The following is a 13,695-nucleotide window of genomic DNA, read 5'->3' as shown; positions in this document are numbered from 1 at the left end:
CGAATAAGGCGCGAAATACACAGAAAAATCCACCGAAGTTTGCGCACGAAAGAGATGAGAGCGAGCAACCTCGCTCTCACAGCTCAGGCGTTCAGTTGGCGAAGTCGGTGGACAGCGCCAGCTCATTCCACTCGGCCAACTCCTGCGCCACCAACCGATTCTTCGCCTCGATCCGCGCCACCGTATCGCTGCCCAGCGCCAGGCGCAGCGGCGGGGTCGGTGCATTGACCAGCGCCAGCATCGCCTCGGCAAACTTCTGCGGATCACCCGGTTGTGCATGATTGGCCGCCTCGGCAAACGCACGCATCTTGCCAACGGTTTCGTCATAGTCCGCCAGCTCAAGCCGGGTTTTGATCAGGGACTGCTCATCAAGGAAATCCGTGCGAAAGAAACCCGGCTCGACCACCGTGGCTTGAATGCCCAGCGGCGTCAGTTCCTGATGCAATGCTTCGGTGATGCCTTCGACGGCAAATTTGGTCGAGCCGTAAACGCCCCAGCCCATGTATGCCTGATAACCACCGATCGACGAGATGTTGATCACCCGACCACTGCGTTGCGCCCGCATATGCGGCAACACCGCGCGGGTGACGTTGAGCAGGCCGAACACATTGGTCGCGAACAAGCGCTCGGTCTCGCTGGCGCTGGTTTCTTCGACGGCGCCGAGCACACCAAAACCGGCGTTGTTGATCAGCACATCGATACGGCCAAAACGCTTGATTCCTTCAGCAACCGCTTGGTGCGCTTCTTCCTCGCGGGTGACGTCGAGGCGCACCGCCAGCAGGTTCGGTTGCTCGCCGAGGCGGTCAGTGATGTCTTGCGGGTTGCGCGCGGTAGCGATGACCGCGTCACCGGAACGCAAGGCCTGCTCGGCGATGAGAATGCCAAAACCACGGGAAGCGCCAGTAATGAACCAGGTACGCATAACAACTTCTCCTGTTAGAAACCCTGACATGGGTGCCGGGCCTGTTTGATAAGTTGAAGCGACTTTAAAGACATGCTACTGATGCGATAATCCCAACAATTTTGCATGACTTTGTGAAAGGCATTCACAGATGAAATCACCTTCGGCGGCGGATCTCAGCGTTTTCCTGTGCACCGCGCAGCACCTGAACTTCAGCAAAGCGGCCATCGAACTCGGCCTGACCCCCTCCGCTCTTAGTCATTCAGTAAAGGCGCTGGAAAATCGTCTTGGCGTGCGTCTGTTCAATCGCACCACCCGCAGCGTGGCGTTGACCGAGGCTGGCGAGCGCCTGTACGCGCGATTGAAACCGGCCTTTCGCGACATCGACGATGCGCTGGAAGACCTCAACCATTTCCGCGACAAACCCTCGGGTAATTTGCGCATCACCTGCGGGCGGCAAGCCGGCGAATTGGTGTTGCTGCCGATTGCCAGTGAGTTTTTGCAGGTGTATCCGGACATTCGTCTGGAAGTGGTCGAGAGCGATGCGCTGCTGGATATCGTCGCCAATGGATTCGATGCCGGGGTGCGCTTCGGCGATCGCCTGGAGGCCGACATGGTGTCGCTGCCGATTGGCCCGACAATGCGTTCAGTGGTGGTCGGCTCACCGGCGTTTTTCGAACGCTACGCGGCACCGCAAAAACCCGAGGACCTGCACGGACTGCCGTGCATCCGCCACCGCTACCCCAGCGGTTCGATGTACCGCTGGGAGCTTGAGCGCGGTGGCATTGCCCAGGAAATCGAAGTCAACGGCCCGCTGACCCTCGGCGATGTCAGCCTGATGGTCGGGCCAGCGCTGCAAGGGCTTGGTCTGGCTTATGTGTTCGAAGACATGGTCAGCGAACACCTGGCCAGCGGGCGGCTGCTGCAAGTGCTGGGAGACTGGTGCCCGCACTATCCGGGTCTGCACCTGTACTACCCGAGCCGCCGTCACGTACCGGCAGCGCTGAAGGCGTTCATCGACTTCGTGCGCAACCGGCGCTAGCGCTTAGAGGTATTTCAACCAGCCGATGTCACGGCGACGGGCCTTCAACGCCGAGAACCAGCGCACCGCCGGGAACAGTGCAATCGCCAGAATGACGGCCGCCAGCCAGATCGCCGAGACGGGCGAAAAACCGAAATAGCTGCCCTGATTCAGCCCGAACAGGGCCACGCCGATCAGGTACAACACCTTCAACGCGTACAAATGCAGCAGATAGAAAAACATCGGCGCCGAACCGAAAACGCTCAACCAGCGAATCCAGCGACGATCCTGTAACCGCTCGAACGCCAGGAGCAGTAACAGCCCGGCGCTCACCGTCAGCGCGATAAACAGCAACGACGGTGGGTATTTGGTGATGTTGAAAAAGCTCATCAGGGTTTGCAGCAGCGTGTCGCCCACGGCCCATGGTTTTTCGCCATAGCCGTTGATCAACCGCAGCCCGACAAAGCCCAGCAGCCCGGCGCTACCCGCAATCAGCAAGTGCTGTTGACGAAATACCGCTTCAACGCCGCGAGCAAACCACGGCCCCAGCGCATAACCGAGACCGATCACACCAATCCACGGCAACAACGGATAGGAGGTACGCAAACGCAGGTTGTCGCTGACGTCGATCCAGCCGCGATCATGCAAAATCGCCCACGGCACATGCAGCGCCGACTCCACTGGAAAATGCACGGCGTCGAGCAGGTTGTGCCCGGCAATGATCATCAGGCTCAACGTCAGCAACAGCCAGCGCGGCAGCCAGACCAGCAGCGACAAGGCGATCATGCTCAAGCCGATCGCCCAGATCACTTGCAGATAAATCACGCTCGGCGGCAACTGGAACGTCCATGCGAAGTTCACCAGCGTGAATTCCAGCACCACCAGAAACAGACCGCGCTTGAACAGAAACGCACTGACATCGGCCTTGCCCGCGTACTTTTCACCGAACAACCACGCCGACAATCCGGTCAGCAAGACAAACACCGGCGCGCACAGATGCGCCAGAGTGCGGCTGAAAAACAGTGCCGGCTCGGTGCTGGCAATGTCCATCGGGTCACTGACCTGGCGGTGCAGCAAAAAGGTTTCGCGCACGTGATCCAGCAGCATGAACAGAATCACCAAGCCTCTGAGGGCGTCAATGGACAGCAGCCGGCCAGTGATCAATGGGGCAGAACGAGGAAGCACAATCGTCATAAGCGTTTCGCAATCGAAGGGATAACAACAAGGGCCACAAGGGCTAGCCCTTAAAATTTGCGTTACCTTATAACATCAAAAAGCAAAATCCAAATCCGGATCGCCCGTGATATTCGGAAAAAAACCAGCTGATCGCGCCGCGCCATTTGCCCAATAGCCTCAGGCTTCTATAGTGATCAGGTCTCCCTTGCCCTTGCGGCCTGCTGTCGAGCGTTGTCCATGGTCAACACCGAACACCTGATCATTTGCGAGCACTGCGACTGCGTGTACGAAAAAGCCGTGCTGGCCAAACACCAGAAAACCTTGTGCGTGCGCTGCGGCGGCGTCCTCCAGCGTTTCAACGGTCTGAGCGTCGAACAGCGTTTGGCCCTGACATTCACGGCGGCGATGCTGTGGCTGTTCGCCAACTTCTATCCGGTGATGAGCATCAGCCTCAAAGGCCTGAAAAACAGTGCGACGCTGTGGGATTCGGTGCTGGCGCTGAGTCAGGGACCGATCACCTTCATGGCGATGGTCGCGGCGATTTCGATCATCATTGCCCCGGCGTTTCAACTGGTGCTGCTGGTCTGGGTGCTGAGTTTCGCCCTGTCCTCCCGACGCGCGCCGGGCTTCAAGCTGTGCATGCGCTGGCTGGAAACCCTGCGGCCGTGGAGCATGCTCGAAGTGTGCCTGCTGGGGGCGATGGTGGCGGTGTTCAAACTGGCCGGGTTGCTCGACGTGTTGCCCGGCATCGGCCTGTTCGCGCTGGCCGTGCTGAGCTTGATGATGATCAGGATTGCCGGCCGCGACATCCGCGACCTCTGGGACATTTTATGAAACGGCCACCGACCGCCAGCGAACTCAATCTGTGCTTGTGCCACAGCTGCGGACTGGCCTGCGACATGACCGACGAGCCGCATGAATGTCCGCGTTGCGACGCGCCGCTGCACCGACGCAAGACCAACTCACTGACTCGTACCTGGGCCTACATGCTCGCGGCGCTGGCGTTTTACGTGCCGGCCAATCTGCTGCCGGTGATGAACACCACCATGCTCGGCAGCGGCGCCGACAGCACGATCATGAGCGGCGTGCTGGAGTTCTGGGAGCACGGCGCGTGGGACATCGCCCTGATCATTTTCATCGCCAGTATCGCCGTGCCGGGAGTCAAGTTCGTCGCCCTCACGCTGCTGCTGATGACCGTACAACGCGACAGCGCCTGGGCGCGCAAAGAACGTTCGAAGCTGTACCGCTTCGTCGAGCTGATCGGCTATTGGTCGATGCTCGACGTGCTGGTGGTGGCGCTGGTCGCAGCATTGGTGAAGTTTCAGGCGCTGGGCGATATCGAACCACGACCGGGCATTCTGTTTTTCGGCCTGGTCGTGGTGTTTACCATGCTCGCGGCGATGAGTTTCGATCCGCGCCTGATCTGGGACAAGGACACGGGCGACACCCTCAGCGACGCTGAACCTCAAGCAACACCTGCAACGGATGACGCAGTGCCTGATCCGACTGGCGCTTGACCTGACTGCGGCAGGAATAACCGGTCGCCAGTGCTTCGCCCTGCTCCGCCGGCGCGTCGACCTGACGGGCCCACGACTGCTCGTAGATCACCGCCGAGGTCTGGCGATTGCGCGCCTCGTGGCCGTAAGTGCCGGACATGCCGCAGCAACCGGTGGCCTGGGTGGCCAGCTTCAATCCTGCGCGTTCGAACACCTGTTCCCACTGTCGGGTCGCGGCCGGGGCGTTGGTTTTCTCGGTGCAATGGGCGAGCAGTCGGAACGTTACGGTTTTATCCTGCGCCGCCTGCTCCGGCATCACCTTGAGCAACCACTCCTGCACCAGCGCCACTTCCGGGCATTGCTGCATACCGGGGACTTTCAGGTATTCCTGGCGATACACCAGCGTCATCGCCGGATCGAGGCCCAACAACGGCACGCCCACATCGGCCAATTCGCGCAACTGTCGGGCATTGCGCAGTGCCGCGCGGTTGAACGCCGAGAGGAAGCCCTGCACATGCAATGGCTTGCCGTTGGCGCTGAACGGTGCGAGATACACCTGATAGCCAAGGCGCGAAATCAGCTCGACCAGATCGGCCAACAGCGGCGCTTCGAAGTAGCGCGTAAAGGCGTCCTGCACGATGACCACGCTGCGCACGCGTTGCGCCTCGGTCAGCGCCGACAGAGTCGACACCGTCGCCGGTTGCACCTGCCAACGGCGCATCGCCGCATGGAAATCAAAACGACTGAGCAACGGCACGTCGATCATGCCGCCGACCCGTTCCAAGCTGCTGCGAACAAATGAAGCGCCCATCAATCCGTTGTACAGCGCCGGAATCCGCGCCATGTACGGAATGCTGTACTCCAGCGAAGCAATCAGATAATCGCGCGCCGGACGCAGATAACGGCTGTGATACAGCTCGAGAAAGCGCGAACGAAACTCCGGCACATTGACCTTCACCGGGCACTGCCCTGCGCAGGATTTGCACGCCAGGCAGCCGGCCATGGCGTCGTAGACTTCGTGGGAGAAGTCTTCGGCCTGCGCACGGCTGTTGCGCCAGCGCTGCCACAAGGTGCTGAAAAACGCCGGTTTGCGAATGGCATCGGACAACACGTCGACACCTGCCTCGCCCTGCAAACGCAGCCACTCGCGAATCAACGAGGCGCGGCCCTTGGGCGACTGCGCACGCTCGCGGGTGGCTTTCCACGACGGGCACATCGCATCGTCAGGGTCGAAGTTGTAGCAGGCGCCGTTGCCATTGCAATGCATGGCGGCGCCGTAGTCCTGCCAGACTTTTTCGTCGATCTGCCGATCCAGTTCACCGCGCAAAGTCACTTCGTCGATTTTCAGCAGCGCCGCGCCGGTGTTGGCCGGGGTGGCAATTTTGCCCGGGTTGAACTGGTTGAACGGGTCGAACGCGGCTTTCAAGGCTTGCAGGGCCGGATACAGCTCACCGAAAAATGCCGGCGCGTATTCCGAGCGCAAGCCTTTGCCATGCTCGCCCCACAACAGGCCGCCGTAACGTTGGGTCAGTGCCGCAACGCCGTCGGATACCGGACGCACCAGCGCCGCTTGCTGCGGGTCTTTCATGTCGAGGATCGGCCGCACGTGCAGCACGCCCGCGTCGACGTGACCGAACATGCCGTACTGCAAACCGTGGCTGTCGAGCAGGTCGCGTAACTCGGCGATGTACTCGGCCAGGTGCTGCGGTGGCACCGCAGTGTCTTCGACAAACGGTTGCGGGCGCGCTTCACCGGCGACGTTGCCGAGCAGGCCTACCGCACGTTTGCGCATGCCGTAGACTTTGTTCACCGCTGCGTGACCAACCGCCAGCGTGTGGCCCAAACGCTCAACCGTGCGGTCGCTGCTCAAGTGTTCGACGAATGCTTCGACCCGGCGCTGCAAATCCTCCGGATCGTCGCCGCAGAACTCCACCAGATTGATGCCCAAGGTCGGGCGCTCGGCGCTTTCCGGGAAATACTCGGCGACGCCGTGCCAGACGATGTCCTGCATCGCTAGCAGCAAGACTTTCGAGTCGACGGTTTCGATCGACAACGGTTTGAGCGCCATCAAGGCGCGGGCGTCGCGCAACGCGTCCATGAACCCGGCGTAGCGGATGTTCACCAACATCGTGTGTTTGGGGATCGGCAACACGTTCAGACGCGCCTCGACGACAAACCCCAGCGAGCCTTCAGCACCGCACAGCACGCTGTTGAGGTTGAAACGGTTATCCGCCTCACGCAGATGCGCCAGGTCATAACCGGTCAAGCAGCGGTTGAGATCGGGGAAACGCTCTTTGATCAGCTCGCCCTGTTCATCAATGATCTGCCGCGCGCAACGGTAGACTTCACCGACGCGATCTTCACGGGCGCACAGGGCTTCAAGTTCACTCTCTTCCAGTGGCTGGCCGTGCAGGCGCTCACCGCCGCGCAAAATCATATCGAGTTCGAGCACATGGTCGCGGGTCTTGCCGTAGGTGCAACTGCCCTGACCGCTGGCGTCGGTATTGATCATGCCGCCGACGGTGGCGCGGTTGGAGGTCGACAGTTCCGGGGCGAAAAACAGCCCGGCGGATTTCAGCGCAGCGTTGAGCTGATCCTTGACCACCCCGGCCTGCACGCGCACCCAGCGCTCCTCAACATTGATTTCGAGGATGCGGTTCATGTGCCGCGAGAGGTCGACGACGATGCCATCGGTCAGCGATTGGCCGTTGGTGCCGGTGCCACCGCCGCGCGGGGTGATCACCACTTGCTGGTACGCCGGTTCGGCGATCAGTCGTGCGACCCGTGCCACGTCATCGGCATCCATCGGAAACACCGCGGCTTGCGGCAGGCGCTGATAGATCGAGTTGTCGGTCGCCAGCACCACGCGGCTGGCGTAATCGGCGCTGATTTCACCGCGAAAACCGCTGTTCTTCAGGGCGTTGAGGAATTGTTGGTAATCGCTGGTCAGGACTTTCGCGGGGGACAGCTGGGCAATCATCGGTCAGGTTATCTCGGTCAAATCGGGCCGTGTGGCGGTGAACAGTTGTACGCAACGAATGATTGCGTCAGGCTCCGCCATCTCATGGTGCCCATGTTCATTGCTGGCGAACGCCGGGACAACCGTAAATTCGACCCGCTATTGATGACTTTTACGAATGAATCCGCGCACGCTCACCCCTTCCATGTCGTTATTGCTGGCTTTCGAGGCCGCCGCGCGCCACGAAAGCTACACCCGCGCCGCCCATGAACTGTCGCTGACGCAGAGTGCGGTCAGCCGTCAGGTGCAGATTCTCGAGAAGATGCTCGGCATGCGTTTGTTCAGCCGCGAAGGCCGGCAAGTGGTACTGACCGATGTCGGGCGCATGTATCAGCGCGAACTCGCCGAAGCGCTTGGGCAGATTCGCAGCGCGACGTTGCAGGCCATGGCATTTGGTTCGGGCATTCACAGTTTGCGCCTGGCGACGCTGCCGACCTTCGGCTCGAAATGGTTGCTGCCACGGCTGAAGGATTTCTACACCGCGCATCCGGGCATGACCGTGCATTTGCATTCGCGGATCGAAGCAATCGACTTCGATACCAGCGAAATCGATGCAGCGATCTGTGTTGGCGGCGGGGACTGGCCGGGATTGACCGCCCTGCCCCTGCATACCGAAGAATTGGTAGTGATCGCCAGTGCGCAGTTGTCCGACGCCGAACGCGATGACGCCCAACAGCACATCGCCGGGCAACTGCTGCTCAATGTCAGCAGCAATGCCCAGGCCTGGGCGGAGTGGTTCAGTCATCACGGCTTGCCGCACCGCAGCATGCGCATCGGCCCGAGTTTTGAAATGACCTCGCACTTGACTCAAGCGGTGCGGGCCAATATTGGCGTGGGGCTGGTGCCGCGAATTCTGGTTGAGGATGAGTTGTTGAATGGTGAACTGCTGCAACTGGGTGAACCAATTACCAGTCGCCGCAGCTATTACCTGGTGTATCCGCCGCGCAATGAGAGTTTGCCATCGCTGAAAGCGTTTCGGGATTGGCTGCTAGAAACGTTGTAACCGTGAGGACGCCAATCGCGAGCAGGCTCACTCCTACAGTTGGAATGCGTTTCCCTGTAGGAGTGAGCCTGCTCGCGATGGCGTCAATTCAGACACCTCAAAATCTCGGCTTGATCGCCTTCCAATCCGGCTTGTAACGCTGCATCTGCCGCACATCATCACGCTGGCGAATCCCGCACGTCAGGTACTGATCATGCAGCTTGCCCAACTGATCATGGTCCAGTTCCAGCCCAAGCCCCGGCGCCCGGGTGATCTTCACGCAGCCATCGACAATCGGCAGTTTGCCGCCCTTGATCACTTCTTCGTCCGGTTCCTGCCACGGGTAATGGGTGTCACAGGCGTAATCCAGATTCGGCACCGCCGCCGCGACATGCGCCATCGCCATCAGGCTGATGCCCAGGTGCGAATTGGAATGCATCGACACGCCAACGCCGAATACATCGCACATCTTCGCCAGCGTTTGCGTGTCGCGCAGGCCGCCCCAGTAATGATGGTCAGCAAGGACGATCTGCACGCTGTTCTGCGCAACGCTGCGACGGAACTCGGCGAAATCGGTGACCACCATGTTGGTCGCCAGCGGCAGACCAGTGCGCTTGTGCAGTTCGGCCATGCCGTCGAGGCCAGGGGTCGGGTCTTCGTAATATTGCAGATCATCGCCGAGCAATTCGGCCATGCGAATCGAGGTTTCCAGTGACCAGTTGCCATTCGGATCGATGCGCAGCGGGTAGCCGGGAAAGGCTTTTTTCAGCGCCTTGATGCACGCCACTTCATGCTCCGGCGGCAACGTACCGGCCTTGAGTTTGATGCTCTTGAAGCCGTACGCCTCGATCATCCGCGCAGCTTGCGCAACAATCTGTTGTTCGCTGAGTGCTTCGCCCCAGTTGTCCGGTTTATAGGGCGAATCGACATGCTGCGCGTACTTGAAGAACAGATAGGCGCTGAACGGTACCTCATCGCGAATCGCGCCGCCGAGCAGGTCCACCAGCGGCACATTCAGGTAATGCGCCTGCAAATCGAGGAAAGCCACTTCGAACGCCGAATAGGCATTGCTCACCGCTTTACTGGCGTGGGAACCGGGGGCCAGTTCGGCACCGGCGAGACTGGCAGGTTTGTTCGCGGCAACGGTCGCCTGGACGATGGCGCGCAACTGGTTGAGATTGAACGGGTCGAGGCCGATCAGTTGCGCCTGCAATTGCTGCTGGATCGCCAGCGCCGGGGCATCGCCATAACTTTCGCCGAGGCCGATGTAGCCGTTGTCGCTTTCGATCTCGATGATCGAGCGCAAGGCGAAGGGTTCATGAATGCCGCTGGCGTTGAGCAGCGGCGGATCACGGAAGGCAATCGGGGTCACAGTTACGCGGGTAATTTTCAAGATAACGCTCCTGACAGATCAACAATCAATTCAATGGCTCGCGGCCGGGCTGGCCGTCACAACAACGGCGGTCTCGTCATGGGGCTTTGCCAGGGATTTACCCTTGGCACCCGGCGCGGTGCGGGCGAAAAAGATCACTACCGCAGCGATCAGCGACGTCGCCGCCAGGCCATACAGTCCGCCCTCGATGGAGCCAGTGGTTTCTTCGAGGAAGCCGAACGCCGTCGGCGCAACGAAGCCGCCGAGGTTGCCGATGGAGTTGATCAACGCGATCACCGCAGCGGCGATACGCGCATCCAGATAGCTTTGCGGAATCGGCCAGAACAACGCCGATGCAGCCTTGAAGCCGATGGCGGCGAAACAGATGGCAACGAAGGCGAAGATCGGCCCGCCAATGGTCGACATAAACATGCCGATCGCCGCGATCACCAGCGTCAGCGCCACCCAGGCCTGCTGGAATTTCCACTTGCCGGCCATCGCCGCGAAACCGTACATGGCGACAATCGAAATGATCCACGGGATCGAGTTGAGCAGGCCGACCTGGAAGTCGCCGAGATTGCCCATCTTCTTGATCATGCTCGGCAACCAGAACGTCGCGCCGTAAATGGTCAGGGCAATGGAGAAGTAGATGAAGCAGAACAGCGCAATCTGCCGATCCGCCAACAGTTTGAACATCGACGGTTTGGCCACCTGCACCGCTTCGCGGGCACGCTGTTCTTCGGCAATTGCCGCCACCAACGCCTCACGTTCCTCCTCGCTCAACCACTTGGCCTGACGCGGATGCGATTGCAGCCAGAACCAGACAAACGCGCAAAGCACCACCGAGGCTGCGCCCTCGATCAAGAACATCCACTGCCAGCCGTGCAGACCCAAGCCGCTGATGTGCAGCAGCGCACCGGACACCGGACCGGAGATCACCGAGGCAATCGCCGAACCGCTGAGAAACACCGCCATGGTCTTGCCGCGCTCGGAGGCTGGCAGCCATTGGGTGAAGTAATAAATGATCCCCGGAAAGAACCCCGCCTCGGCCGCACCGAGAATAAAGCGCAGCACATAGAAACTGGTTTCACCTTTGACGAAGGCCATGGCCATGGCGGCAGCGCCCCAGGTGAACATGATCCGCGTCAACCAGACTCGCGCGCCGTAACGTTGCAGAAGCATGTTGGACGGCACTTCGAACAGCGCATAGCCAACGAAGAACAATCCGGCGCCGAGGCCGTAAGCCGCCGCGCCGATGCCCAGATCGGTTTCCATGTGACTGCGCACGAAACCGATGTTGACCCGATCAATGTAGTTGACGATGAACATCACCACGAACAGCGGCAGCACGTGGCGCTTGACCTTGGCGGCGGCACGGGCGAGCACCGTGACGTCCAGCGGACTCTGGAGGGTTTTCAAAGGCGACTCCCGATCTTGTTTTTTTAGGGATGGCGTGAAGCGTTGAGCCGATCATGGACGGGGTCATTGATCCCGTCTAATCTAACTTGGCATTCGATTGATACCCGGATTAGATCAATGTTCGAACTGACCCAACTGCGCTGCTTCACCACCGTCGCCACCGAACTCAACTTTCGCCGCGCCGCCGAACGGCTGAACATGACGCAGCCGCCGCTGAGCCGGCAGATCCAGTTGCTCGAACATCACCTCGGCGTCGAGCTGTTCACCCGCAGCACCCGCAGCGTCGCGCTGACCGCCGCCGGCCGTGCTTTTTTCATCGAAGCCCAGAACCTGCTGGAACGCGCGCAGCAAGCGGCAGTCACCGCCCGGCGGTTTGCCGAAGGCGACATTGGTTCGGTGAACATCAGTTTTGTCGGCAGCGCGGTGTATGAGTTTTTGCCCAAGGTGATCGCCGAGGCGCGACTGAAACAGCCGCAGGTGAAAATCGATCTGACGGAGATGAACACTTACCAGCAGCACGAAGCCCTGCGCGCGCGTCGCATCGATCTGGGCATCGCCCGTGCGCCATTATTGGAGCCGGGCTACGCGACTGAATGCCTGGTGCGCGAGCCGTTTGTGCTGGCAGTGCCGAGCGGTCATCCCTTGGCGACGGCGGCTGAAGTGGCGGTCAGTGACCTGGATAAACAACCGTTCCTGATGTATTCACACGCAGCTTATCCGCCGTTCAACGAATTGCTGACCGGCATGCTGCGCTCAGCGCGGGTTGCGCCGGATTACGTGCAGTGGCTGGGCTCGTCGCTGACGATTCTGGCACTGGTCAATGCGGGCATGGGCCTGGCGCTGGTGCCGCGTTGCGCCACCAGTGTGGTGTTCAAAAATGTAGTGTTTCGCGATATCGATTTGGGCGAAGGGGTGCAGAGCGAGCTGCATCTGATCTGGCGGGAGAACAACGACAACCCGGCGTTTGCGATGTTGCTGGAAGCGATTCGCCGGGCGGTGGCTGAGGGTTGGGGGTGAAAGGATGACGGAGCTGATCAGCGCTTTGGTGGAGGGGGCGCACTTGGCCCTTTGACTAGCGGTTTTGCCAATGGCTTGCCGTCTGGCCCCACGAAGAGACGCGCCACGTGAGGTGGCATGGGATTGGGTGCTTTGGCGCTCATGAAACAACCTCCTCGACAGAATTGAATTCGACCCACTGAACTTTCGAGGAATCTATCACCATTAATTCGGCGCCAAAAGTGAGCACCTCGCCACCATCGCCAAGCCATTGTGGATTCAGCAAGATGAATTGTCCTTCCGAGGGACCGGAGGGCCACTCCAAAGGCCAGCCAAACAATCGCCTCTCGTCATTCAGTTGCAAAGTGACAAGGCGATCCTGTCGCTCAAAGGCGCTGTACCACTCGCTAGGATGGGAGCTTTTGCGTGTCAGGTGTCGCTTGCGTAGCCACACATGCAACATCCCGTTTGAAGCCAGATAACAGAAAAGCCCGGCGAGACATACTGAAACAATAAATGCCCACAATGCCTCCGCCCGAGCATCCCATTTCCCTACAGAAAAGCCTTTCGAACCCACACACAGACAAATTGCCCCAATCCCCAATACCGCGCCCTGAATCACAAACGTGAAAATCAGCGCCTGCACAATCTGCCCGAACGTATCCGGTCGCTTGAACGCCGTCAGCGAATAAAAAATCCACGCCGACAAAAACCCGGGAATCAAGTACTGCAACAACGGGATAACTTCTTTGACCAGATCATCCATGATCCGCGACTCCTTGAAAGACCGGCCGATCTGACTATCGACCGCCCCTTAAAAGCCTAGTGCACACGGAAAAAACCCTTCGTGCGCAACTGTCACCGTTCATTTCGCAAATCAAATCCACACCTTTCAGCCTCCAGGCAGCCAAAAAAAAGCAGAAACCGACGATACGGCTTCTGCTTTTTTTGCCCCTGCAGGCGTCGTTACAGGCAGTCACGCACCGATTGGCGCAACGACCCGGACTTGGCCCACGGCGGGCCCTGATACAACGAAACCCGGCTGCCGTCCTTGTATTTGACGATGTCGAGAATCTCGTCCGCCGTGATGATGCTCGGCGCAGTGATGCGGTAGCCGTTGGAAATCGATGTCTGATAAGTCTTGGCTACATCCTTCTGCCACAACGGTAATAAACACGCAGCATAGTCTTTGGGCGACTTGGCGCTGGTTTTGCTGATATTCGGCTCACCCGGCACCAGCGACGCCGGCAACGAGCAGCCTGCCAACAGGGTCAACGCCAGACTCCCGATCCATATCCGCATGGTGTATTCCT

The 13,695-nt window shown here is 59.7% G+C and carries 12 protein-coding genes; 5 read left to right on the top strand and 7 right to left on the bottom strand.

From position 1 onward, the window contains the following. Positions 1-91: 91 nt before the first annotated feature. Positions 92-922, bottom strand: a complete 831-nt coding sequence (locus ACZZ0A_RS08695; protein WP_463542872.1) for an oxidoreductase — start codon at positions 920-922, stop codon at positions 92-94. A gap of 130 nt (positions 923-1,052) precedes the next feature. On the opposite strand from ACZZ0A_RS08695, the gene ACZZ0A_RS08690 reads away from it, so the two are divergent. Continuing rightward, positions 1,053-1,943, top strand: coding sequence for a LysR family transcriptional regulator (locus ACZZ0A_RS08690; protein ID WP_463542871.1), 891 nt, complete (start codon positions 1,053-1,055; stop codon positions 1,941-1,943). A gap of 3 nt (positions 1,944-1,946) precedes the next feature. Here ACZZ0A_RS08690 and ACZZ0A_RS08685 read toward each other — a convergent pair whose 3' ends face one another. Beyond that, positions 1,947-3,116, bottom strand: a complete 1,170-nt coding sequence (locus ACZZ0A_RS08685) for a DUF1624 domain-containing protein (protein WP_463542870.1) — start codon at positions 3,114-3,116, stop codon at positions 1,947-1,949. A 219-nt stretch (positions 3,117-3,335) separates the two neighbouring features. On the opposite strand from ACZZ0A_RS08685, the gene ACZZ0A_RS08680 reads away from it, so the two are divergent. Continuing rightward, positions 3,336-3,932 carry a paraquat-inducible protein A gene (locus ACZZ0A_RS08680; protein ID WP_007910822.1) on the top strand — a complete coding sequence of 199 codons (597 nt, stop codon included), beginning with the start codon at positions 3,336-3,338 and terminating at the stop codon, positions 3,930-3,932. Further along, positions 3,929-4,615 (top strand): paraquat-inducible protein A, encoded by a 687-nt coding sequence (locus tag ACZZ0A_RS08675; RefSeq protein WP_007910821.1) that lies wholly within the window; start codon positions 3,929-3,931, stop codon positions 4,613-4,615. Before ACZZ0A_RS08680 ends, ACZZ0A_RS08675 begins: the two co-directional genes overlap by 4 nt. On the opposite strand, the gene ydiJ is transcribed toward ACZZ0A_RS08675, so the two are convergent. Then, positions 4,548-7,574: a D-2-hydroxyglutarate dehydrogenase YdiJ gene (gene ydiJ / locus ACZZ0A_RS08670; RefSeq protein WP_463542869.1), complete on the bottom strand. Its 3,027-nt coding sequence runs from the start codon at positions 7,572-7,574 to the stop codon at positions 4,548-4,550. The two genes, ACZZ0A_RS08675 and ydiJ, sit on opposite strands and share 68 nt — an antisense overlap. A 157-nt stretch (positions 7,575-7,731) precedes the next feature. Between ydiJ and ACZZ0A_RS08665 the strand changes: the two genes are divergently transcribed. Beyond that, positions 7,732-8,616, top strand: coding sequence for a LysR substrate-binding domain-containing protein (locus tag ACZZ0A_RS08665; RefSeq protein WP_463542868.1), 885 nt, complete (start codon positions 7,732-7,734; stop codon positions 8,614-8,616). A 97-nt stretch (positions 8,617-8,713) separates the two neighbouring features. On the opposite strand, the gene ACZZ0A_RS08660 is transcribed toward ACZZ0A_RS08665, so the two are convergent. Together ACZZ0A_RS08660 and ACZZ0A_RS08655 are read right to left on the bottom strand one after the other, a co-directional pair. After that, complete coding sequence (locus ACZZ0A_RS08660) at positions 8,714-9,988, bottom strand: glucarate dehydratase family protein (protein WP_414894023.1); 1,275 nt, start codon at positions 9,986-9,988, stop codon at positions 8,714-8,716. A 30-nt stretch (positions 9,989-10,018) separates the two neighbouring features. Continuing rightward, the gene (locus tag ACZZ0A_RS08655) at positions 10,019-11,386 is read right to left on the bottom strand and encodes an MFS transporter (RefSeq protein ID WP_095111499.1); all 1,368 of its coding nucleotides are present in this window, start codon (positions 11,384-11,386) and stop codon (positions 10,019-10,021) included. 117 nt (positions 11,387-11,503) lie between these two features. On the opposite strand from ACZZ0A_RS08655, the gene ACZZ0A_RS08650 reads away from it, so the two are divergent. Further along, complete coding sequence (locus ACZZ0A_RS08650; RefSeq protein WP_095111500.1) at positions 11,504-12,403, top strand: LysR family transcriptional regulator; 900 nt, start codon at positions 11,504-11,506, stop codon at positions 12,401-12,403. A 139-nt stretch (positions 12,404-12,542) separates the two neighbouring features. Here ACZZ0A_RS08650 and ACZZ0A_RS08645 read toward each other — a convergent pair whose 3' ends face one another. Together ACZZ0A_RS08645 and ACZZ0A_RS08640 are read right to left on the bottom strand one after the other, a co-directional pair. Further along, positions 12,543-13,148 carry a DUF6338 family protein gene (locus tag ACZZ0A_RS08645; protein WP_463542867.1) on the bottom strand — a complete coding sequence of 202 codons (606 nt, stop codon included), beginning with the start codon at positions 13,146-13,148 and terminating at the stop codon, positions 12,543-12,545. A gap of 200 nt (positions 13,149-13,348) precedes the next feature. Continuing rightward, positions 13,349-13,684: a hypothetical protein gene (locus ACZZ0A_RS08640; RefSeq protein WP_007910806.1), complete on the bottom strand. Its 336-nt coding sequence runs from the start codon at positions 13,682-13,684 to the stop codon at positions 13,349-13,351. Between the last annotated feature and the right edge of the window lie 11 nt (positions 13,685-13,695).

The organism is Pseudomonas sp. AC242 (genome assembly GCF_979258655.1).
Note: the sequence above shows the minus strand (reverse complement) of the source record. Positions and strands in the feature narration are given on the sequence as shown.

Coding starts and splice junctions, on each gene's coding strand:
- ACZZ0A_RS08645 (WP_463542867.1), bottom strand. CDS start 13,148: ATGGATGATCTGGTCAAAGAAGTTATCCCGTTGTTGCAGTACTTGATT.
- ACZZ0A_RS08650 (WP_095111500.1), top strand. CDS start 11,504: ATGTTCGAACTGACCCAACTGCGCTGCTTCACCACCGTCGCCACCGAA.
- ACZZ0A_RS08640 (WP_007910806.1), bottom strand. CDS start 13,684: ATGCGGATATGGATCGGGAGTCTGGCGTTGACCCTGTTGGCAGGCTGC.
- ydiJ (WP_463542869.1), bottom strand. CDS start 7,574: ATGATTGCCCAGCTGTCCCCCGCGAAAGTCCTGACCAGCGATTACCAA.
- ACZZ0A_RS08690 (WP_463542871.1), top strand. CDS start 1,053: ATGAAATCACCTTCGGCGGCGGATCTCAGCGTTTTCCTGTGCACCGCG.
- ACZZ0A_RS08680 (WP_007910822.1), top strand. CDS start 3,336: ATGGTCAACACCGAACACCTGATCATTTGCGAGCACTGCGACTGCGTG.
- ACZZ0A_RS08695 (WP_463542872.1), bottom strand. CDS start 922: ATGCGTACCTGGTTCATTACTGGCGCTTCCCGTGGTTTTGGCATTCTC.
- ACZZ0A_RS08665 (WP_463542868.1), top strand. CDS start 7,732: ATGAATCCGCGCACGCTCACCCCTTCCATGTCGTTATTGCTGGCTTTC.
- ACZZ0A_RS08685 (WP_463542870.1), bottom strand. CDS start 3,116: ATGACGATTGTGCTTCCTCGTTCTGCCCCATTGATCACTGGCCGGCTG.
- ACZZ0A_RS08675 (WP_007910821.1), top strand. CDS start 3,929: ATGAAACGGCCACCGACCGCCAGCGAACTCAATCTGTGCTTGTGCCAC.